Source organism: Streptomyces sp. NPDC001204, assembly GCF_053598035.1.
On record NZ_JBSFJL010000005.1, the window covers coordinates 39136 to 60951 of the forward strand.

Annotated in this window: 17 protein-coding genes; 11 read left to right on the top strand and 6 right to left on the bottom strand. The window is 73.0% G+C overall.

Annotated elements, in window-relative coordinates:
- Nucleotides 1-6: 6 nt before the first annotated feature.
- Nucleotides 7-1422: a sensor histidine kinase gene (locus tag ACWC91_RS09015; RefSeq protein WP_225075940.1), complete on the top strand. Its 1416-nt coding sequence runs from the start codon at nucleotides 7-9 to the stop codon at nucleotides 1420-1422.
- Here the strand turns inward: ACWC91_RS09015 and ACWC91_RS09020 are convergent.
- Nucleotides 1412-2410 carry a TAXI family TRAP transporter solute-binding subunit gene (locus tag ACWC91_RS09020; protein ID WP_225075939.1) on the bottom strand — a complete coding sequence of 333 codons (999 nt, stop codon included), beginning with the start codon at nucleotides 2408-2410 and terminating at the stop codon, nucleotides 1412-1414. The two genes, ACWC91_RS09015 and ACWC91_RS09020, sit on opposite strands and share 11 nt — an antisense overlap.
- 95 nt (nucleotides 2411-2505) lie before the next feature.
- On the opposite strand from ACWC91_RS09020, the gene ACWC91_RS09025 reads away from it, so the two are divergent.
- Nucleotides 2506-2910 carry a pyrophosphohydrolase domain-containing protein gene (locus ACWC91_RS09025; protein ID WP_225075938.1) on the top strand — a complete coding sequence of 135 codons (405 nt, stop codon included), beginning with the start codon at nucleotides 2506-2508 and terminating at the stop codon, nucleotides 2908-2910.
- Here ACWC91_RS09025 and ACWC91_RS09030 read toward each other — a convergent pair.
- A complete protein-coding gene (locus ACWC91_RS09030; protein ID WP_225075937.1) occupies nucleotides 2847-4121 on the bottom strand; it encodes a glycosyltransferase 87 family protein in 1275 nt (424 codons plus the stop codon). The genes ACWC91_RS09025 and ACWC91_RS09030 overlap by 64 nt on opposite strands.
- A 179-nt stretch (nucleotides 4122-4300) precedes the next feature.
- On the opposite strand from ACWC91_RS09030, the gene miaB reads away from it, so the two are divergent.
- Both miaB and ACWC91_RS09040 read left to right on the top strand, forming a co-directional pair.
- Entirely contained in the window at nucleotides 4301-5830 is a 1530-nt protein-coding gene (gene miaB, locus ACWC91_RS09035; RefSeq protein WP_225075936.1) for a tRNA (N6-isopentenyl adenosine(37)-C2)-methylthiotransferase MiaB, read from the top strand.
- Between the two features lie 58 nt (nucleotides 5831-5888).
- On the top strand, nucleotides 5889-6602 hold the full coding sequence (locus tag ACWC91_RS09040; protein ID WP_376503836.1) for a class III extradiol dioxygenase subunit B-like domain-containing protein: 714 nt from the start codon (nucleotides 5889-5891) through the stop codon (nucleotides 6600-6602).
- Between the two features lie 67 nt (nucleotides 6603-6669).
- On the opposite strand, the gene ACWC91_RS09045 is transcribed toward ACWC91_RS09040, so the two are convergent.
- Nucleotides 6670-7002 (bottom strand): antitoxin, encoded by a 333-nt coding sequence (locus ACWC91_RS09045; protein ID WP_225075934.1) that lies wholly within the window; start codon nucleotides 7000-7002, stop codon nucleotides 6670-6672.
- A gap of 187 nt (nucleotides 7003-7189) precedes the next feature.
- On the opposite strand from ACWC91_RS09045, the gene miaA reads away from it, so the two are divergent.
- From miaA to hflX, 6 genes are all read left to right on the top strand, one after another.
- Nucleotides 7190-8128: a tRNA (adenosine(37)-N6)-dimethylallyltransferase MiaA gene (gene miaA, locus ACWC91_RS09050; protein ID WP_376495023.1), complete on the top strand. Its 939-nt coding sequence runs from the start codon at nucleotides 7190-7192 to the stop codon at nucleotides 8126-8128.
- Nucleotides 8129-8236: 108 nt separating this feature from the next.
- Nucleotides 8237-8734, top strand: coding sequence for a hypothetical protein (locus tag ACWC91_RS09055; protein WP_450642143.1), 498 nt, complete (start codon nucleotides 8237-8239; stop codon nucleotides 8732-8734).
- 195 nt (nucleotides 8735-8929) lie between these two features.
- A complete protein-coding gene (dapF, locus tag ACWC91_RS09060) occupies nucleotides 8930-9799 on the top strand; it encodes a diaminopimelate epimerase (protein ID WP_281155913.1) in 870 nt (289 codons plus the stop codon).
- A gap of 298 nt (nucleotides 9800-10097) precedes the next feature.
- Nucleotides 10098-12320 (top strand): RelA/SpoT family protein, encoded by a 2223-nt coding sequence (locus ACWC91_RS09065; RefSeq protein ID WP_376503842.1) that lies wholly within the window; start codon nucleotides 10098-10100, stop codon nucleotides 12318-12320.
- A gap of 112 nt (nucleotides 12321-12432) precedes the next feature.
- Nucleotides 12433-13911, top strand: a complete 1479-nt coding sequence (locus ACWC91_RS09070) for a M1 family metallopeptidase (RefSeq protein ID WP_450642127.1) — start codon at nucleotides 12433-12435, stop codon at nucleotides 13909-13911.
- 190 nt (nucleotides 13912-14101) lie between these two features.
- Nucleotides 14102-15613, top strand: a complete 1512-nt coding sequence (gene hflX / locus ACWC91_RS09075) for a GTPase HflX (RefSeq protein ID WP_281157492.1) — start codon at nucleotides 14102-14104, stop codon at nucleotides 15611-15613.
- Between the two features lie 68 nt (nucleotides 15614-15681).
- Here the strand turns inward: hflX and ACWC91_RS09080 are convergent, their stop codons facing one another.
- From ACWC91_RS09080 to ACWC91_RS09090, 3 genes are all read right to left on the bottom strand, one after another.
- Nucleotides 15682-16899 (bottom strand): trypsin-like serine peptidase, encoded by a 1218-nt coding sequence (locus ACWC91_RS09080; protein WP_450642125.1) that lies wholly within the window; start codon nucleotides 16897-16899, stop codon nucleotides 15682-15684.
- Nucleotides 16900-17102: 203 nt separating this feature from the next.
- Nucleotides 17103-18341, bottom strand: a complete 1239-nt coding sequence (locus tag ACWC91_RS09085; RefSeq protein ID WP_450642124.1) for a trypsin-like serine peptidase — start codon at nucleotides 18339-18341, stop codon at nucleotides 17103-17105.
- Nucleotides 18342-18558: 217 nt separating this feature from the next.
- The gene (locus ACWC91_RS09090) at nucleotides 18559-19596 is read right to left on the bottom strand and encodes a MerR family transcriptional regulator (RefSeq protein WP_450725861.1); all 1038 of its coding nucleotides are present in this window, start codon (nucleotides 19594-19596) and stop codon (nucleotides 18559-18561) included.
- Nucleotides 19597-20052: 456 nt separating this feature from the next.
- On the opposite strand from ACWC91_RS09090, the gene ACWC91_RS09095 reads away from it, so the two are divergent.
- On the top strand, nucleotides 20053-21630 hold the full coding sequence (locus tag ACWC91_RS09095; protein ID WP_450644693.1) for a diaminobutyrate--2-oxoglutarate transaminase family protein: 1578 nt from the start codon (nucleotides 20053-20055) through the stop codon (nucleotides 21628-21630).
- The last annotated feature ends 186 nt before the right edge of the window (nucleotides 21631-21816 follow it).

A 21816-nucleotide genomic window follows, 5' to 3' on the forward strand; every position in this document is an offset into this window, starting at 1 on the left:
GGAAGGGTGAGTTCACGTCTGCTGCCGCTGCTCATCGTCCTGATGGCGGCCGTCCTGCTCGCCCTCGGCGTCCCGCTCGCCGTCAGCGTCGCCGGAGCCGAGCAGCAGAAGGCGGTCGTGGACCGCATCGACGACGCCGCGCGTTTCGCCGCCCTCGCCCAGTTCGTCACCGACGGGACCAGCGGTCCCCGACGCACGGTCCCGGACGAGCGGTTGGAGACCCTCCGCCGCGAACTCGGCAGCTACCACGAGGTCTACGACATCCGGGCCGGCGTCTTCTACCGGACCGGCATCCCGATGGCCAACGCCCCGGCCGACTGGTCGCTGCCCGCGTTCGGCGAGGTCCGCGACGCTTTTGACGAGGCGCTGCTGAGCCGGCGCAGCCACGACCCGGAACAGGTCTGGCCCTGGCAGCGCCACCGGCTCGTGGTCGCCTCCCCGGTGATCCGGGACGGTGACGTCGTCGCGGTCGTCGTCACCGACTCGCCGACCGGGCAGGTGCGTTCGCGGACCGTGCACGGCTGGCTGCTCATCGGCACCGGCGAGATCGCCGCGATGCTGCTCGCCGTCGGCGCGGCACTGCGGCTGACCGGCTGGGTGCTCAGACCCGTGCGGATCCTCGACGCCACCACCCACGACATCGCCACAGGGCGGCTGAAGTCCCGGGTGGCGGCCGCCGGTGGGCCGCCCGAGCTGCGGCGGCTCGCCATATCGTTCAACGAGATGGCGGACAACGTCGAGGACGTGCTGGAACAGCAGCGCGCCTTCGTCGCCGACGCCTCGCACCAGTTGCGCAACCCGCTCTCCGCGCTGCTGCTGCGCATCGAGCTGCTCGCGCTCGAACTGCCCGAGGACAACGAGGAGATCGCCTCCGTGCGCACCGAGGGCAAACGCCTCGCCCAGGTCCTGGACGACCTGCTCGACCTGGCGCTCGCCGAGCACGCGGAACCGGATCTGAAGCTCATCGACATCGGGGAGCTGGCCGCCGAGCGGGTGGCGGCCTGGGCGCCGGCCGCCGGGGCCAAGGGGGTGCGGCTGGTCGGCGACTGCCCGGCCACCACGGGCTGGGCCGACCCCGTGGCACTGTCGTCCGCGCTGGACGCGGTGATCGACAACGCGGTGAAGTTCACGCCGGGCGGCGAGCGCGTGGAGGTGACGGTCTCCTTCGACCGCGACACGTCGACGATCGTGGTCGCCGACCACGGACCCGGCCTCACCGACGAGGAGATCGCCCGCGTCGGCGACCGCTTCTGGCGCAGCGGACGTCACCAGAACATCAACGGCTCCGGCCTCGGCCTGTCCATCTCCCGCGCGCTGCTCGCGGCGGGCGGCGGCTCGATCTCCTACGTCCGGCACCGGGAGGAGGAGCCGCGCGGACTGCGGGTGACGGTGGCCGTGCCGAGGTCGGTGCCTACGGCTTGACCGAACGGTAGTAGCGCCGCGCGCCCTCGTGCAGGGCCAGTGGGTCGGTGTAGATCGCGGTGCGCAGGTCGACCAGCTGGGCGGAGTGGACGTGCGCGCCGATGCCGTCGCGGCTCTTGATGACGGTGCGGGTCACCCACTCCGTCAGCCTCGGGTCCATGTCCTCGCGCGTCATCAGCACGTTGGACACGGCGATCGTCGGCACGGTCGCGCCCTTCTGGACCGACGGGTACGCCGACTCCGGCATGTTGGTGGCGCGGTAGTAGCGTGTGGCGCCGCCCTCGGCGTGCAGCCTGGCCACCAGCTCCGCCTCGATCGGCACGAAACGGAACGCGAACTTCTCGGCCAGCCGCCGCAGACCGTCCGTCGGCAGCCCGCCCGACCAGAAGAACGCGTCGAGCTCGCCCCGCCGCAGCCGGTCCGGAGCGGTGCCGATGCCGTCGCCCATCGGGCGGATGTCCGTCTCCGGGTCGATCCCGGCCGTCCTGAGCACCCGCTCGGCTATCAGCCGGACACCGGACTCCGGCGGCCCGACCGACACCCGCTTGCCGCGCAGGTCCGACACGGAGCGGATGTGCGAGTCGCTGGGGACGACGAGCTGCACGTAGTCGTCGTAGAGGCGGGCCACACCGCGCAGCCCCGCGGCGCCCGGGCCGTGGTTCACCTCGTACGTCTCCACCGCGTCCGCCGCGGCGATGGTGAAGTCGGCCCGGCCGGTCGCCACCCGCGCGACGTTCTCCTGTGAGCCGTCGCTGGTCAGCAGCCGCACCTTCAGATCGGGCATGTCCTTGGCGAACGCGGTGCGCAGCCGCACGCCGTACTCCTGGTAGACCCCGCGCAGGGTCCCCGTGCTGAAGGTGATCGTCCCGCTCGGCGGGGCTTCGCCCAGGGGCAGCAGCCACCACAGCAGCAGCCCGAGGACCACGACCCCGGCGGCCGTGCCCTGGAGGCCGCGACGTCGTCCGATGCGGGGGAACGGCTTTGGCATGCGCGCGATCCTGCCAGCGGGACGGCGTGCTGACCAGGGGCGGCCGGTCAGGCGGGCGGCCGGTGCCGTCCCGGCCGGCGGCTAACCTCGCGGGTATGAGTTCCTCGCCCGCCGAACTGGTCCGTGAGTTCCACCGTGCCTTCGGGCTCGACGCCCGCCCCACGCCCACCCGGGTGCCGCCGGAACTCGCCGCGCACCGCGGGGAACTGCTCGCGGAGGAGGCGGCCGAGGTCGCGGAGGTCTCGGTCGGCGGCCCGCTCGACCGGCTCGCGCACGAGCTGGCGGACGTCGTGTACGTGGCGTACGGCACCGCCCTGGTGCACGGCATCGACCTCGACGAGGTGATCGCCGAGATCCACCGCGCCAACATGACCAAGCTCGGTCCGGACGGCCGGGTCGCCCGCCGCGCCGACGGCAAGGTGCTCAAGGGAGAGCACTACGTGGCGCCCGACGTGTCGGCCGTGCTGCGCCGGCAGGGCTGGGTCCCCGACGGCGCCTGACGCGGGCCGCGTACGTCCGAGCCGGCGGGCCACCGCGGTGAGGACCGGGCGCACCGCACGGCGAGCACCAGCGCCAGCGCGGACAGCGTGGCCGCGTCCTTGAACGCCCTGCGGGTCGAGGCGTCCAGTTCCGGGAAGGTGAACTGGGGCACCTGCGGGACGAGCGCGACCCAGAACCACGGCGAACGCGTCACCGAGTCCGCCTCCAGCGCCCCGGCGACCAGCAGCGGCACCACGACGACCAGGTAGTGGTCGTAGGACGGCCGGGACACCAGGCAGGAGGCCAGCATCAGCAGCGCGGCCGTGTCCGCGAGCCGCGCCGGACCGGGATCGGCGCGCAGCCAGCGCAGCCGGGCGCAGAGCACACCGGCCGCCGCCGCGGCCAGGGCCACCGCCTCGGCCGGGACGGGCGGCAGCCCCAGCCGCGGCAGCACCGCCGGCAGGGACGAGTCGAACGGCCGCATCAGACCGTCCCCGCCCTTGAGCAGGAAGGGCAGGGTGCGGGTGAAGAAGCCGCCCGGGTCCGGCATGATCAGGGCCGCGCCCAGCGACAGGGCCAGGGGCACCGCCACCATCCAGGCCAGCGCCCGCCACCGCCGGGCCAGCACCAGCAGGACGACCACGGGCAGCAGCAGCGGCTTCACCGCCACCGAGAGGCCCAGGACCACCCCGGCCAGGTCCCAGCGGCCCCGGTCGGCCAGCAGCAGCGCCAGCGGCAACGCCAGGGCGCCGACCGCCGTCCAGTTCCCCAGGTTCACCAGGTGGCCGACGGGCGCCCAGCACAGCACCAGCCCCAGCAGCCCCAGCACCGCGAACCGGCTGCACGCCGGCACCCGGAACAGGCGCACCGCGCACCACCAGCCGCCCGTGATCAGGGCCACGCAGGCCAGCGGCGCGGCGACGCGCACCACGGCCGCCGGCAGCGCGGCCTGCCCGGCGGCGAACAGCACGGCACTCGGCAGGTACAGGAAGCGCCGGTCGGCGTACGGAGCGCCACCGCCCAGCCAGATCTGCCCGGCATGGACGACGAACGCGTTGTCCATGCCTCCCCGGGCGAACACGACGGCCACGCGCGCGGCGCGGGCGAACAGGACGACGGCGAGGAGGGCGACCGGGACGGGACCGGCCGGCCGCAGCAGCCATGTGCGCAGCACCGCGGTCGGGGGCACGTCCGGCACGGGTGCCCGCAGGGCGTCACGAAGCTCCGTCACGCGTGTCATTTTGGGCCAGTTGACCCCATGCGGGAGGAAGCGGCCGGTCGTGTCGCCGTCACGAGGACGCAAAGCCCTCCGCCGGGGCGTCGCCCCCCTGGATCCGCGCGGTGCCCGGCCTGGACGGGCGTGACGCTGCGCCGTCCCGGGGCCGTCCGGGAACCGCCTACCCTTGACGCATGACCAGCAGCAGCGACCGGAGCCCCGCAGTGGACGTTCAAGGACCCAAGAGCTACGAGATCCGCACCTACGGGTGCCAGATGAACGTCCACGACTCCGAGCGGCTGGCGGGCCTGCTCGAGGACGCCGGCTACGTGCGGGCGCCGGAAGGGGCGGACGGCGACGCGGACGTCGTCGTCTTCAACACCTGCGCCGTCCGGGAGAACGCCGACAACCGGCTGTACGGCAACCTGGGGCACCTCGCGCCACAGAAGGCGAAGCGGCCCGGGATGCAGATCGCGGTCGGCGGCTGCCTGGCGCAGAAGGACCGGGACACCATCGTGAAGAAGGCGCCCTGGGTGGACGTCGTCTTCGGCACGCACAACATCGGCAAGCTGCCCGTCCTGCTGGAGCGCGCCCGCGTGCAGCAGGAGGCGCAGGTCGAGATCGCCGAGTCCCTGGAGGCGTTCCCCTCCACGCTGCCGACGCGGCGCGAGAGCGCGTACGCGGCCTGGGTCTCGATCTCCGTCGGCTGCAACAACACCTGCACGTTCTGCATCGTCCCCGCTCTGCGCGGCAAGGAGAAGGACCGCCGCCCCGGCGACATCCTCGCCGAGGTCGAGGCCCTGGTCGCCGAGGGCGTCTCCGAGATCACGCTGCTCGGCCAGAACGTCAACGCCTACGGTTCCGACATCGGGGACCGCGAGGCGTTCAGCAAGCTGCTGCGGGCCTGCGGGAACATCGACGGGCTGGAGCGGGTCCGCTTCACCTCGCCGCACCCGCGCGACTTCACCGACGACGTGATCGCCGCGATGGCCGAGACCCCGAACGTCATGCCGCAGCTGCACATGCCGCTCCAGTCCGGCTCCGACACGGTGCTGAAGGCTATGCGCCGCTCCTACCGGCAGGAGCGCTACCTCGGGATCATCGAGAAGGTCCGCGCCGCCATCCCGCACGCCGCGATCACCACCGACATCATCGTGGGCTTCCCCGGCGAGACCGAGGAGGACTTCGAGCAGACGCTGCACGTCGTGCGCGAGGCGCGCTTCGCGCAGGCGTTCACCTTCCAGTACTCCAAGCGTCCGGGCACCCCGGCCGCCGAGATGGAGGACCAGATCCCCAAGGAGGTCGTCCAGGCGCGCTACGAGCGGCTGGTCGCGCTCCAGGAGGAGATCTCCTGGGAGGAGAACAAGCAGCAGGTCGGCCGCACGCTGGAGCTCATGGTCGCCGAGGGCGAGGGCCGCAAGGACGGCGCCACCCACCGTCTCTCCGGCCGCGCCCCCGACAACCGCCTGGTCCACTTCACCAAGCCCGAGCAGGACGTGCGCCCCGGCGACGTGGTCACGGTCGAGATCACCTACGCCGCCCCGCACCACCTCCTCGCCGAGGGCCCGGTGCTCGACGTGCGGCGCACGCGCGCGGGTGACGCGTGGGAGAAGCGCAACGCCGCCGAGGCCGCCCAGCCGGCCGGTGTCATGCTCGGCCTGCCGAAGGTGGGGGTGCCCGAGCCGCTGCCGGCCGCCGCGAGCAGCGGCTGCGGCTGCGACTGACCCGTCGGGCGAGCGGCCGCCCGGCGACCGGCCGTCCGGCGGCGTTACCCTGCGGATCATGCTTGTCGCCGCCGCTGTCTGCCCCTGCCCGCCCCTCCTCGTGCCCGAAGTGGCCGCGGGAGCCGCACCCGAGCTGGACTCCGCCCGGGCCGCCTGCACGGACGCGCTGGGCGTGCTCGCCGCCGCCCGGCCCGACCTGCTGGTAGTCGTCGGCCCCGCCGACGTCTCCGGGCACGGCGTTTTCCCGGAGGGCACCCGGGGCTCGTTCCGCGGCTTCGGCGTGGACCTGGAGGTACGGCTCGGCCGGGACACGGGCGCCGGGGCCGGGGGCGAGCTGCCGCCCTCGCTCTCCGTCGCCGCCTGGCTCCTGGAGCGCACCGGCTGGTCCGACGCCCCGGTCGAGGGACTCGGCGTGGGGGAGTCGACGGCACCCGAGCGGTGTGCGGCGGCCGGCCGGGACCTCGCCGCGCGGGCAGACCGCGTGGCGCTGCTGGTGATGGGCGACGCCAGCGCGCGGCGTACGCTCAAGGCGCCGGGCTATCTCGACGAACGGGCCGGACCCTTCGACGCGGGCATCGCCCGAGCACTGGGGGAGGCCGACACATCGGCTCTCCTGGCGCTCGGCCCGGAGCCGGCGCACGAATTGAAGGCCTCGGGCCGGGCCCCCTGGCAGGTGCTGGCCGGCGCGGCCGAGGGCGCCGGTCTCTCCGGCACGCTGCTCCACGACGACGCGCCGTACGGAGTGGGGTACCTGGTCGCGGCCTGGTCGTGAGCGAGACGCGGCGGACACGGCGGACGGCCGGGACGCATCGCGCCTCCCGGCCGTCCGCCGACGCCTCTCAGGACGTGGACGGCGGTCCCTCCGGCGGCGTCGGAGCGGAAGTGCCGCCCGGCGCCGTGCCGGGGCCCTGGTCCGGGCTCGTGCCCGCCTCCGGGGCCGTACGGGTCTCCGGGGTCGTCCCGCCCTTGTGGGCGAGCCGGTCCATGGCGTCCTTGGCCTTGTCCGTGCCCGCGTGGATCTTGTCGCTGTACTTGCCCTTGGTCTTCTCGTCGACCACCTTCGCGGCCTTGTCGAGACTCTGCCCGATCGAGCCGCCGTGGCGCTGGGCGAGGTCCGACACCTTCTCCTTCGCCGGGCCGATCCTGGCCTTCATGTTGTCCAGCAGACCCATGGTTCACCTTCCCTGACGGGGCGGATTCCTTCTCCCCGGCGGTCGAGTTCCCCTCCGGCCCATCGACTACCGAAGGAGTCACGCAAAAACGCCCATACTCACTCGATACCTTACTCGTCCTACCCCGTCACCTGCCGTCACACGACTCGTGCGAGGCGCCTCCTGCGGGGTTTGGGAGACTGGTGCGGTGAGCAGCGCACCCCCCGCCCCCCGCGTCATCGCCGTCGTCGGCCCCACTGCGGCCGGAAAGTCCGATCTGGGCGTCTTTCTGGCCCAGCGCCTCGGCGGCGAGGTCGTCAACGCCGATTCCATGCAGCTCTACCGAGGGATGGACATCGGCACCGCGAAGCTGACGCCCGAGGAGCGCGGTGGCGTGCCGCACCACCTGCTCGACATCTGGGACGTGACGGTCACGGCCTCCGTCGCCGAGTACCAGCGGCTCGCCCGGGAGCGGATCGACGCGCTGCTCGCCGAGGGGCGCTGGCCGGTCCTGGTCGGCGGCTCCGGTCTGTACGTTCGCGGGGCCGTGGACAACCTGGAGTTCCCCGGTACCGATCCCGAGGTGCGCGCCCGGCTGGAGGACGAGCTCACGCTGCGCGGCTCCGGCGCTCTGCACGCCCGCCTCGCCGCCGCCGACCCCGAGGCCGCGCGGGCGATCCTGCCCAGCAACGGCCGCCGGATCGTGCGGGCCCTCGAGGTGATCGAGATCACCGGCCGCCCCTTCACCGCGAACCTCCCGGGCCACGACTCGGTCTACGACACCGTCCAGATCGGCGTCGACGTCGCCCGCCCCGAACTCGACGAACGCATCGCGCGCCGGGTCGACCGCATGTGGGAGGCGGGGCTCGTGGACGAGGTGCGCGCGCTGGAGGCGCGGGGCCTGCGCGAGGGGCGTACGGCATCGCGTGCACTCGGCTACCAGCAGGTGCTCGCGGCGCTCGCGGGGGAGTGCACGCTCGACGAGGCGCGCGCGGAGACGGTGCGCGCCACGAAACGCTTCGCGCGGCGTCAGGACTCGTGGTTCCGGCGGGACCCCCGTGTGCACTGGCTGAGCGGGGCTGCGGCGGATCTCACAGAACTTCCGCATCTCGCCCTGGCGTTGGTCGAACGACCGGTTACAGCCTGATCACGTCATGGCATCGGGACGCCCAGGCCGTCATCCAGGCCTCCGGCGCCGTGCCATCATCAAGCTCGGATCGACCGAGTGAAGTCCTAGTTGGGAGGGCGCGTGGCGATGGAGGCCGGCCCTCGCGACACCGCACAAGACACCGACCGCATCACCGTGGAACGTGGCGGCGCGGAACCGGACGACGACTCGTTGAGCCCCGACGGGCCCGACGAGACGCAGGGCGGCGTGACCGCGGACGGACCCGGGCCCGAGGAGATGTTCGCCGGGCCCGAGGTGGAGGTCGAGCTGCGCCCCCAGCGGCGGCTGCGCCTCTGGCAGCTGGCCCCGATCGTGGGCCTGGCCGTCATCGGCTCCCTGATGTTCGCCTTCCCGCTGGCCTTCGACGGCGACAACGGCGCCGTGATCGCCATGCTGGGCCTGCTGATCTGCTCCTGCTCGGCGGGCTGGGGCATGATGGCCGCCCGCCGCGTCGGCCACACCTGGCCGGGCCTGCCGCCGCGCGGTTCCGGGCGGCGCCTGGACTGGCGGGTGATCGGCGCGTACGTCGTCGTCGTCGCCGTGGTCGTGGTCCTCGCCGTCTGGCGGGTCGCCCGGCTCCGCTAGTGCCCTGCCGGGCGTCGCGAGCCGGTGACCCTTTCCGGTCACAGCACTGGGCCGCGCACCGGGCCCCGGCTTCACCGGCGGCGCGCCCGGACACCGGCTCCGCCAAGACCCGGGCACCGCGCTCACCGCGGACCGGCCCCTGCGGCCGCTGGACATGATCACCGGGTTGCCTGAGCGACCCCGTACGATCGAGCCATGAGCACGCGCATCCCCTTCCTCAAGGGCCACGGCACGGAGAACGACTTCGTGATCGTCCCGGACCCGGAGAACGCCGTCGAGCTGTCCCCGGCGGCCGTCGCCGCCCTGTGCGACCGCCGCGCGGGCATCGGCGGGGACGGGGTGCTGCACGTCGTGCGCTCCGCAGCGCACCCCGAGGCCCGCGGCATGGCGGCCGAGGCGGAGTGGTTCATGGACTACCGCAACGCCGACGGCTCCGTCGCGGAGATGTGCGGCAACGGCGTGCGGGTGTTCGCGCGCTACCTCCAGCACGCCGGACACACGACGGAGGGCGACCTCGCGATCGCCACGCGCGGGGGCGTGAAGGCGGTGCACATCGCCAAGGACGGTGACATCACCGTCGGCATGGGCCGGGCGAGGCTCCCCGAAGGGGACGTCACCGTGAGCGTCGGCGGGCGCAGTTGGCCCGCGCGCAACGTGAACATGGGCAACCCGCACGCCGTCGCCTTCGTCGACGACCTCGCCGACGCCGGCAACCTGCTCTCCCCGCCGCCCTTCAGCCCGGCCTCCGCCTACCCGGACGGCGTGAACGTCGAGTTCGTCGTCGACCGCGGCCCCCGCCACGTCGCCCTGCGCGTGCACGAGCGCGGCTCGGGCGAGACCCGCTCGTGCGGCACGGGCGCGTGTGCCGTCGCTGTGGCGGCCGCCCGGCGCGACGGCGCCGACCCGACGGCCACCGGGACCCCGGCGACGTACACGGTGGACCTCCCCGGCGGAACGCTGGTGATCACCGAGCGGCCGGACGGCGAGATCGAGATGACCGGCTCCGCCGTGATCGTCGCCGAGGGCGAGATCGACGCGAAGTGGCTGGAAACAGCGGCTGGCTGACGGTCGGTCGGCTGGATATCGCAGCCCCGGCGGCCCATGGGAAGGTCATACGTATGCCCGGAGGCGGGAACGGGCGGCGAATCCACGGCTGACCACCTGACAGGTGACTCAAAACCGTAAACCTCCTGGCCATCGCTCGAATGGGTGATCCGTTTCACGCTCGCCGAGAGACGGCCGGTCGGGCGTGCTGGGCTCGGTAGCATCAATCACCGGCCCGGACGGGGGATCCGTAGCCAACCCCTGTGCCGAGTATGCCCTGGGGCGCCCCGTCCGCCGGTCCACGCAGCCGGAGGTGCCCATGAGTGCGGATGCCACGAATCCTGCGGCCCCGGGCCCGGTGGTTCCCGTGGGGCCACGGCGCAGGGCCCGCCCGCGGATCGACCTGCGCCGGCTCGGCCGTGCCGCACTGCTCGGGACGACCGCCCGCGACCGGCTGCCGGACGCCATCGGCCACGTGGCCGAGGCCCATCGCGCGCACTTCCCGGAAACGGACCTCGAACCGCTGCGCCGCGCCTACGTCCTGGCCGAGTCCTCGCACCGCGGCCAGATGCGCAAGAGCGGCGAGCCCTACATCACGCATCCGCTCGCGGTGACCCTCATCCTCGCCGAACTCGGCGCCGAGACCACGACGTTGACCGCGTCCCTGCTGCACGACACCGTCGAGGACACCGACGTGACGCTGGACCAGGTACGCGAGCAGTTCGGCGAGGAGGTCCGCTACCTCGTCGACGGCGTCACCAAGCTGGAGAAGGTCGACTACGGCGCGGCCGCCGAGCCCGAGACCTTCCGCAAGATGCTCGTCGCCACCGGCAACGACGTCCGCGTGATGTCGATCAAACTCGCCGACCGGCTGCACAACATGCGCACTCTCGGCGTGATGCGCCCGGAGAAACAGGCCCGTATCGCGAAAGTGACCCGGGACGTCCTCATCCCGCTCGCCGAACGGCTCGGCGTGCAGGCGCTCAAGACCGAGCTGGAGGACCTCGTCTTCGCGATCCTGCACCCCGAGGAGTACGCGCACACGCGGGAGTTGATCGCGGAGAACGCGGGCCGCCCGGGCGACCCGCTCACCGAGGTCGCCGAGCAGGTGCGCGGGGTGCTGCGCGAGGCGGACGTTCCCGCCGAAGTGCTGGTCAGACCACGGCACTTCGTCTCCGTGCACCGGGTCTCGCGCAAACGCGGCCGACTGCGCGGCAGCGACTTCGGGCGGCTGCTGGTGCTGGTGAACGAGGACGCCGACTGCTACGCCGTACTCGGCGAGCTGCACACCTGCATGACGCCCGTCGTCTCGGAGTTCAAGGACTTCATCGCCGTACCCAAGTTCAACCTGTACCAGTCGCTGCACACCGCCGTCGCCCGCGAGGACGGACAGGTCGTCGAAGTCCTCATCCGCACCCACCAGATGCACAAGGTCGCCGAGGCCGGGGTCGTCGCACTCGGCAATCCCTACGCCCCTCCCGGGGAGGAGCACTCCGCGAGTGACGGCGAGCGCGCCGACCCCACCCGCCCCGGCTGGCTCTCCCGCCTCCTCGATTGGCAGCGGGCCGCGCCGGACCCCGACACCTTCTGGTCCACCCTGCGCGAGGACCTCGCCCAGGACCGCGAGATCACCGTCTTCCGGCCCGACGGGGGCACCCTGGGCCTGCCCGAGGGCGCCACCTGCGTGGACGCCGCGTACGCCCAGTACGGCGAGGACGCGCACGCATGCATCGGCGCCCGCGTCAACGGCCGTCTGGCGACGCTGAGCACCGTGCTGAAGGACGGCGACACCGTCCAGCTGCTGATGGGCCAGGACCCGGCCTCCGAGCCCTCCCGGGAATGGCTGGACCACGCCCACACCCCGGCCGCCCGCATCGCCATCCAACGCCGCCTGGCCACCCGTCAGTCGGCCGCGGACCAAGTCCACGACGCCGGCGGGGACGCCGCACCGGCCGCGGGCAGTCCTGCGCGCGCCGACTCCGCCGCGGCCGCGCGGGCCGGCGCGGACCCCGGCCCGTCGCCGGTTCCGGTGCATGCCGGAGCGGTCCCGCCGGCCGGGCTCGACGTGCCGGGCGCCTTCGGGCCGGCGGCGAGCGTCGTGGTCGTCGGCCGGCCCGACACGGCCGCACGGCTCGCGGGCTGCTGCACGCCCGTGCCGCCCGACGAGATCACCGGCTTCGCCGTGCGCGGGGGAATGGTGACCGTGCACCGCGCGGAATGCGCCGCGGTCGCGCGGATGAGAAACGCGGGGCGCGCGGAGTTCGGCGTGCGCTGGGGGGAGAACGCCGCGTGCCGTGTCACCCTGCTCGCGGAATCGTTCGGCCGCCCCCACCTGCTGGCCGACCTCACCGAGGCCATCGCCCTCGAGGGCGTCGAGATCGTCTCCGCGACCGTGGCCCCGCCGGCCCAGCAGCGCGTCCGCCACACGTACACCCTCCAACTCCCCGACGCGGCCGGGCTCCCGGCCCTGATGCGCGCGATGCGCAACGTTCCGGGCGTCTACGACGTGAGCCGCACCCAGCCTCAGCCACCAGGGGTGTGAGCGGTAGGACCCCGCGCCCCCGCGGCCCTCGGCGTGCTCCCGTGGGGCTCTTTCGGGTGGGTTGGGCGCGCGTCGGCGCGGTGGGGCGAGTGGGCGCTGGTAGCGGTGGTCCATGCCGCTCAGCCTTGGATCACGTGTCCCGCGTCGCCTGAAGGCGACCCTCCTCGCGTCCGCCGTCTCCGTCTGTCTCGTCGCCGCGAGTGCTCCGGCCGAGCCGCTGGGCGTCGGTGACCGGCTCTTCCCCTACCTGGGCAACCCCGGGTACGACGTGTCGTCGTACGACCTGTCGTTCACCTATGCCGGAGACAACGGCAAGCCGCTCCAGGCCGTCACCACGATCGACGCGTGGGCCACCGAGGACCTGGAGCGCGTGAACCTCGACTTCGCGCACGGCAAGGTCGACGCCGTGGAGGTCGACGGGCTGCCGGCCGACTTCACGACCGCGGGCGAGGATCTCGTGGTCACCCCGAAGATCCCGCTGCCGCGGGGCAGTTGGATGCGTGTCACCGTGCACCACACCAGCGATCCCGTGTCCAGGAAGGGACGCGACGGCGGCTGGGTCCGCACCACGGACGGTCTCGCCATGGCCAACCAGGCCGACGCCGCCCACCTGGTGTTCCCGTGCAACGACCACCCCTCCGACAAGGCGATGTTCACCTTCCACGTCACCGCGCCCGACGGGTACACGGCCGTCGCCAACGGCCTCCCGGCCGGTGTCACGCGGACCGGCGGGACGACGACCTGGACGTACCGCACCCGGCACCCCATGGCCACCGAACTGGCTCAGGTGTCCATCGGCCGCTCCACCGTGGTGCACCGCACCGGCCCGCACGGCCTGCCCCTGCGCGACGTCGTCCCCACCGAGGACCGCGAGGTGCTCGAACCCTGGCTGGCCAGGACCCCCGACCAGATCGCCTGGATGGAGAGCAAGGTCGGGACGTACCCCTTCGAGACGTACGGCGTGCTCATGGCCTCCGCCGCCACCGGCTTCGAACTCGAGACGCAGACCCTGTCCCTCTTCGAGAAGAAGCTGTTCACCGAACCCGCCTACCCCCGGTGGTACGTCGAGTCGATCATGGTGCACGAGCTGTCCCACCAGTGGTTCGGCGACAGCGTCAGCCCCCGCACCTGGTCCGACCTGTGGCTCAACGAGGGCCACGCCACCTGGTACGAGGCCCTGTACGCCGACGAGAAGGCGAAGAAGCCGCTGGAGACCCGCATGAAGGCCGCCTACGGCGCCTCGGACCGCTGGCGCGAGGCCGGCGGACCGCCCGCGCTGCCCAAGCCGCCGAAGCCCGGCCGGAAGATCGGGGTCTTCCGCGCGAACGTCTACGACGGCGCCGCCCTCGTCCTGTACGCGCTGCGCCAGGAGATCGGCAAGCCGGACTTCGAGCGCCTGGAGCGCGCCTGGGTGCGGGCCCACCGGGACGGCACGGCCACCACCGCCGACTTCGAGCGCCTGGCCTCGGGCATCGCCGGACGTGACCTGAGCGGCTTCTTCCAGGCCTGGCTGTACGGCGAGAAGACCCCGCCCATGCCCGGCCACCCCGACTGGAAGCCCGCCCCGCCGCCGAAGACGGCGAAGAGGTGAGTGGACGTGAACGGACGTGGGGAACGCGAATGGAGGAACCCGGTGGTGGGACCCGGAGGAATATCGCAGTGACGAGACGGGCCGTACCGTGCGACCATCTTCGGACCGGCGCCGCACGGGGCCACGGGAATCTCCCGGGGCGCCCGTACGTTGTGACCGGTGACGGACTCTCCCACCACGTAAGGACCAAATGACCTCCTCTTCTTCCTCTTCCCAGTCGTTCGAGGCGTCCCAGGACAGCAAGCGCCTCGCGCACTCCTACCCCGAAGGTCTCCGGGCCGATGCCCTGATGGAAGAGGACGTCACCTGGAGCCACGAGTTCGACGGAGACCGGGACGGCGATCAGTTCGACCGTTCCGAGCGGGCGGCGCTGCGCCGTGTCGCGGGTCTGTCCACCGAGCTCGAGGACGTCACCGAGGTCGAGTACCGCCAGCTCCGCCTGGAGCGGGTCGTGCTCGTCGGCGTATGGACCTCGGGGACCGCGCGGGACGCGGAGAACTCCCTGGCCGAGCTGGCCGCCCTCGCCGAGACCGCGGGCGCGGTCGTGCTCGACGGCGTCATCCAGCGCCGCGACAAGCCCGACGCGGCCACCTACATCGGCTCCGGCAAGGCGAACGAGCTGCGCGACATCGTGCTGGAGACCGGCGCGGACACCGTCATCTGCGACGGTGAGCTCAGCCCGGGCCAGCTGATCCACCTCGAGGACGTCGTCAAGGTCAAGGTCATCGACCGTACGGCCCTGATCCTGGACATCTTCGCCCAGCACGCCAAGTCCCGAGAGGGCAAGGCGCAGGTCGCGCTCGCCCAGATGCAGTACATGCTGCCGAGGCTGCGCGGCTGGGGTCAGTCGCTGTCCCGGCAGATGGGCGGCGGCAGCGGCGGCGGCCTCGCCACCCGCGGTCCCGGTGAGACCAAGATCGAGACGGACCGTCGGCGGATCCGCGAGAAGATGGCGAAGATGCGCCGGGAGATCGCGGAGATGAAGACCGGCCGCGAGATCAAGCGCCAGGAGCGGCGCCGCAACAAGGTGCCCTCCGTCGCCATCGCCGGCTACACCAACGCCGGCAAGTCCTCCCTGCTCAACCGGCTCACCGGCGCGGGTGTCCTGGTCGAGAACGCGCTGTTCGCGACCCTGGACCCGACCGTGCGCCGGGCCGAGACCCCGAGCGGGCGGCTCTACACCCTGGCGGACACCGTCGGCTTCGTCCGGCACCTGCCGCACCACCTGGTCGAGGCCTTCCGCTCCACCATGGAGGAGGTCGGCGACTCCGACCTGATCCTGCACGTGGTGGACGGCTCCCATCCCGACCCGGAGGAGCAGCTGGCCGCGGTGCGCGAGGTGATCAGGGACGTCGGCGCCACCGACGTACCCGAGATCGTCGTGGTCAACAAGGCGGACGCGGCGGACCCGCTGGTGCTCCAGCGGCTGCTGCGGATCGAGAAGCGCTCGATCGTCGTCTCGGCCCGCTCCGGGCAGGGCATCACCGAGCTGCTCGCACTGATCGACAGCGAGCTGCCCCGACCGTCCGTCGAGATCGAGGCGCTGGTGCCGTACACCCACGGCAAGCTGATCGCCCGTGCCCACACCGAGGGCGAGGTGATCTCCGAGGAGCACACCGCGGAGGGCACCTTGCTCAAGGCCCGGGTGCACGAGGAGCTCGCGGCGGAACTGGCGCCGTTCGTGCCCGCCCCCGCGCTCTGACCCACAGCAGTACGGCCCGAGGGCCCGCCCCCTGTCGAAGGGGGCGGGCCCTCGGCGTCGTCACCGGGTCAGCGGCCGCCGTAGGTCCTGCTCATGTTCTGGTACAGCGCCTCCGCGCCCCGCCCCAGCTGCGGACCCGCCAGCCAGGTGTGGTCCGCCGGGCCGATCGAGGTGTTGGACACCAGCTTCGTCCTGCCGTTCACCACGCGGAACCAGCCGCCGCCGGAGGAGCCGCCGGTCATGGTGCAGCCGATGCGGTACATCGTCGGGAGCGACGGGCTGAGCGACAGCCGGCCCGGCCGGTCGACGCAGCGGAACATGTTCAGACCGTTGTACGGAGGCGCGGCCGGGTAGCCCCAGGCGCCCATCGTGGCGACCCGCGCCGTCGGCGGCGCGGAGAAGTCCACGTCCAGCGCCGCCCCGACGGTCTCCTCCAGCGACCGGGAACCGGACTCCGGCTTCACGTGCAGTACTGCGTAGTCGTACGCCGCGCCCGCGCCGCCCGTCTCCGCGCCGCCCTGGATCCACTGGCTGGACGTGGATGCCCAGTCCGCCCACCAGGCGCCGTACGGGGCGACCTCGGAGGCCTTCGCGTTGCTCAGCTGCGCCGCGGACCTGCCGAGGTCGTTGTAGGCCGGCACGAAGGCGATGTTGCGGTACCAGCCGCCCTTCTTGCCTGCGTGCACGCAGTGGCCGGCGGTCCACACCAGGTTGGACTTGCCCGGGTGGTTGACGTCCTTGACGACCGTGCCCGAGCAGACCATCGAGCCCTGGGGCGAGTCGAAGAAGACCTTGCCGACCGGAGCGGCGTTCTCGTGGTACGGCGTCTTCTCCGCCTGCGCCCGGACCGGCTGCGGCGCCGGGTCGCTGACACCCTGGTCTGCGGCGGCGTCCTGGGTGGAGACCGTCTTGTTCGCCTCCTGGGCGGACTTCATCCGCTCGGGCTGCCACAGGCCCTTGATCACCGGGTTGACGAAGTCCTTGGCCTCACTGAGCCACTTGTCCTTGTCCCAGTTCTTCCAGCCGCCGCGCTGCCACTTGTCGACATCGATCCCGTGCTCCTTGAGCTTGTCCGCGATGTCGGCCGGAATCCTGACCTTGCCGTCGCCGCTGCCGCCGTCCGCGGACTGCGAGGCGGCGGCGTCCGGCGTGCCGGCGGCGTCGGTCTTGCCCGAGCCGTCGCAGGCGGTGGCGGTGAGCGCCAGGGCCGCGACGAGCCCGGTGGCGGCCAGGACGGTGCGCCGGCGCGCGCGCCGGGGCGTGGCGGAACCAGGTATGAACTGCATGGTGCGATGAACCCCCGTCGGTTGGTGTGAGACGCCGTGCGCCCGGACCGAGCGCCGTGCGCCCTTGGTGTCACGCGCTTGTCATCCGGGCGTTTCCCCGCGGAGCCGTCCGGAGCGGCACCCCACTATGCCCGGGGAGTCGAGTGCGAACGGCGGCGGGATGGTGAAGGTTCCCGTGAGACACCCCGCCGCCTTCGGCCTGCCTACTGTCCTGCGAACTTGCCGCTGACCGAGTCGTACACGCCCTTGGCCGCCGGGCCCAGCCGCGGACCCGCCAGCCAGCCGGCCGTCACCGGACCGATCGAGGTGTTGGAGACCAGAGCGGGCTTGCCGTCCGAGCCGGTCGCGACCCAACCGCCGCCGGAGGAGCCGCCGGTCATGGTGCAGCCGATGCGGTACATCGTCGGGTCCGAGGCGTTCAGCGACAGCCGGCCCGGCTTGTCCTGGCACTGGTACAGCCGCTGTCCGTCGTACGGCGGCGCGGCCGGATAACCGGTCGCGGTCAGGCTCCGCACCTGCGGTACGGCCGGGGCGGCGAAGTCCACGGGCAGCGCCGCGCCGACGGTCTCCTCCAGCGACTTGCCGGCGCCGCCCTGCTCGGGCGTCACATGGATGACGGCGAAGTCGTAGGCGGCACCCTGCCCGCCGGTCGGACCGCCCTGCTCGATCCACTGCTCCGAGGTCTGCGCCCAGTCCCCCCACCACACGCCGTACGGCGCGACCTCGTCCCTGCCGGCGTTCTCCAGCTCGGCGGTGCTGCGGCCCGCGTCGTTGTACGACGGCACGAAGGCGATGTTGCGGTACCAGCCGCCCTTCTTGCCCGCGTGCACGCAGTGGCCGGCCGTCCACACGAGGTTGGACTTGCCCGGGTGGGCCGGGTCCTGAACGACCGTCGCCGAACAGACCATCGTGCCCTCGGGGGAGTCGAAGAACACCTTCCCCGCCGTCGCCGCGTTCGCGTGGTACGTCGGCTGGACCGCAGCCGCCTTCACCGGGGCCGGGGTCGGGTCGGTGACACCCTGGTCGCCGGAGAGGTCGTTGTCGTCCACGCCCTTGTCCGGGTCCTTCGCACGGCGCATGCGGTCGGGATCCCACAGGTCCTTGATGATCGGGTTGACGAAGTCCTTCGCCTCACGGAGCCAGTCGTCCTCGTTCCAGTCCTTCCAGGCGCCGTTCTTCCACTTGTCGATGTCGATCCCGTGTTCCTTGAGCTTCTTCCTGAGGTCGTCCGGGATCTTGATCTTTCCGTCGCCGGCTGCGCCCGTGTCGTCGGCGGTCGCGACGGCGGTGGGCCGGTTGTCGGCCTCGCTGTCGCCCGAGTCGCAGCCGGTGGCGAAGAGCGCGAGCACCGAGGCCAGGGCCACGGAGGTCAGCACGGGTGAGGTTGTGCGGCGGGCGCCCCCTCCTCGACGAGCGTTGAAGAACGGGCGTATGGGTCGCATGCTCTGACTCCCCCTGCTGTGAACGGACTTGCCCCTTGCCTTCGCGTTCCCACCTTGAAATCAGGCCCAGTTCACCCTGGTCTCTCGGCGGGCGCGAACGGCACCACACACTATGCGCTCGGCGCGGGGGACCGCCGACGGATCGGCAACGGTTTCGCTACGGGCAGCGGTTTCGCCACAGGCTGCCTGGTCTGGCAGTTCGTCCGAGTCCCGCCCCTCAGCGGGCCCGTGGGGCGTGCGCCACGGCACCGTCGTCACCGCAGAGGCGGCTCAGCGTCTCGACCGCGTCCCGCAGACCGGCGCAGCGCGGAAAGCCTCCGCAGGTCCGCCGCTCCCAGCCCGGACCGGCGGGCAGGACGGCAGGCCGCCTGCGCGCACCCGGCGCCCCCCATTCCAGGGCCGCGACGTGCCGCGCCAGCGGCACCGACGCGGTGGAGCGGGCCTGCGACCACAGGACCACGGCGGTCGGACCGGTGCGACGGACGCAGGCGATCAGCGCCTCCACCGGCACGGCGGCGCCCAGCATCCGGGTCGGCACCCCGCGCTCGCCCAGCGCCGCGTTCAGCGCCTCCAGGGGGAGGGAGTGCTGCTCACCGGGCGCGCAGGCCAGCACCACCGGCGGAATGTCCACCCGCGCCGCTGCGCGCGGCAGCAGCAGCGGCGCGCTGCGCAGTGTGCTCGACACCTGCCAGGACAGCAGGTGCTCCACCTCCACGTACCGGTCGCCGGACGACTCCCACTTACGGCCCACCGCGCGCAGGGTCGGCACCATCACCTCCTCCCACGCCACCGTCAGCCCGTACCGCCCGACCGCCTCCAGCAGCCGGCTCTCCAGCTCCGGCGAGTCCAGGCGCACCGCGGCGCGGGCCAGGCCCCGGCACTCCTGCCGCACGTCGCCCAGCGGCAGCCCGCCGCCGGCGCCCCCGCGGCGGGGCGGCTCTCCCGCGCCGGACGACGGCGCGGGCCGGTCGGAGGTCACGGCGGCGGCCGGTTCGGCACGCCCGGCCGGGCCGCGCCCGAGGCGGGTCAGCCGGGCGGCCTCTGCGGGTGGCGCGCCCGCCGCCGTCAGCCGGCACATCTCCTCCACCATCGCGATGTCCTCGGGACTCCAGCGGCGGTGTCGTCCCCGCTCCCGGACGGCGGGCCCCAGACCATACCGGCGGTCCCAGGAGCGCAGGGTGGTCGGGGAGACGCCCAGGCGGCGGGCCAGGGCGCCCGTGGTCAGCCCCGCCGCGGGCGGTGTTTCGTCGCTCATGTCCCCGTACCTCGCTCGGCCGGCTTCCCCTGCGATCCCCATTGTCCGATGCGAGTCCGATGCGAGTTGTCTCCCGCCGCACGGTGATTCGCCTGCCGCCTCACGGTGCTTCCCGCGGCACGGTGATTCGCCTGCCGCCTCACGGTGCCTCCCGGCGTCTGTTGTTCTGCCTCCCGCCCCTGCCGTCGCACGCCGGCCTTGTGCGGCCGCGGGCCGTGAGTGGTCCCCGTGGTCTCGCCAGGTCCGGCCGAGGACGCCGGTGAGCAACGCTCCACGAACGCAAGGATCTTGAGCGCACCCGTAACCGTGCGGACCGTCCGGGGTTGTAGCGGTGAGGGTCCTGATGTCTGCGTCCGGGACCCCCTGCCGTGGGCGGCCACTCGCCCCGGTGGCGTGATGCCGGCGCCTCGTATCAGTGGCAGGCCGACGCTCTGGGACAGCGGGAGGACAAGGACCGTGACCGTGACGGAGTCTGCGCCCGGAGGCTGTGCGTCGGCGGGGGCGCCCGCCTCGTTCGAGGGGATCCTGCGGCGGCAGTCGGCGCGTGAGTCGGCGGCGCGCACCTATGCGCGCGCCCTGCCGATCGTGCCCGTCCGGGCCCGCGGGCTCACCATCGAGGGCGCGGACGGCCGCCGCTACCTGGACTGCCTCTCGGGTGCGGGCACCCTCGCCCTCGGCCACAACCACCCCGTCGTCCTGGAGGCCATCCGCGACGTACTCGACTCGGGCGCGCCCCTGCACGCCCTCGATCTCGCCACACCCGTCAAGGACGCCTTCGTCACCGAGCTGTTCCACACTCTGCCGCCCGGACTCGCCGACCGGGCGCGCGTGCAGTTCTGCGGCCCGGCCGGCACGGACGCGGTGGAGGCCGCCTTCAAACTCGTCCGGGCCGCCACCGGCCGCACCGGAATCCTGGCCTTCTCCGGCGCCTACCACGGGATGACCGAGGGAGCGCTCGCCGCCTCGGGCCACGCCACCGACGTACGGGTCGCGCGCCTGCCCTACCCGCAGGACTACCGCTGCCCCTTCGGCGTCGGCGGCGCGCGCGGGGCCGAACTCTCCGCCCGCTGGACCGAGTCCGTCCTGGACGACCCGAAGTCGGGCGTACCGCTGCCCGCCGGGATGATCCTCGAACCCGTCCAGGGCGAGGGCGGGGTGATTCCCGCCCCGGACGAATGGATGCGGCGCATGCGCCGGATCACCGAGGACCGGTCCGTCCCGCTGATCGCCGACGAGATCCAGACGGGGGTGGGCCGCACGGGCACCTTCTGGGCGGTGGAGCACAGCGGTGTGACACCGGACGTGATGGTGCTGTCCAAGGCCATCGGCGGCAGCCTTCCGCTGGCCGTCGTGGTCTACCGCGACGACCTCGACGTCTGGCAACCCGGTGCCCACGCGGGAACGTTCCGCGGCAACCAACTCGCCATGGCCGCGGGCACGGCCACCCTGGCCCACGTCCGGGAGAACCGCCTCGCCGAACGCGCGGCATCCCTCGGCCTCCACATGCTGACCCAACTCCGCGACCTGGCTGGCCACTTCCCCTGCGTCGGCGAGGTACGGGGACGGGGACTGATGATCGGCCTCGAACTGGTGAACCCTGAGGGGGAACCCGAGGGCGACAGCGGGGCCGGCGCCGGCTCGGACCTGATCTGCCCCAGGGGCGCCGGGGGCGTCGACGGTGGTGGCGGTGGTGGCGGTGGTGGCGGGCGTGGCGGTGTCGAGCACGGCCCGGGTGCCGGGCCGACGTTGACCCGCGTCCGGGAGCCGCATCCCGCCGCACCCGAACTCGCCGCCGCCGTCCAACGGGAATGCCTGCGGCGGGGCCTGATCGTCGAACTCGGCGGCCGCCACGCAAGCGTCGTACGGCTCCTTCCCCCGCTGACGATCAGCGACGAGCAGGCCGCCGCGGTCGTCGGTCGCCTGGCCGACGCGGTCGAGGCGGCGGCCCGGAGCCACACCGGCCGAGACGGTCAGGAGCGCGGGGCCCCGCGGAGACGGCCGCAACCCACCGGTCACACGGCAGGCACGGGGTAGCGCCCCTGTGCCGCGATTGTCGGCGGGCGCCCCGGGCGCCCCGGGCGCCTCGGGCGAGCAGGTCCGAGCCGACACCGACCCCGCTCGGCCGACCCGGACCGTGCCACCGGGGGCGGACTCGGACGGCTGAGCCGATTGCCTCGTCCGGCCCCGCCGCCCCCACCCCGCCAGACCCTGGAGCCTGGA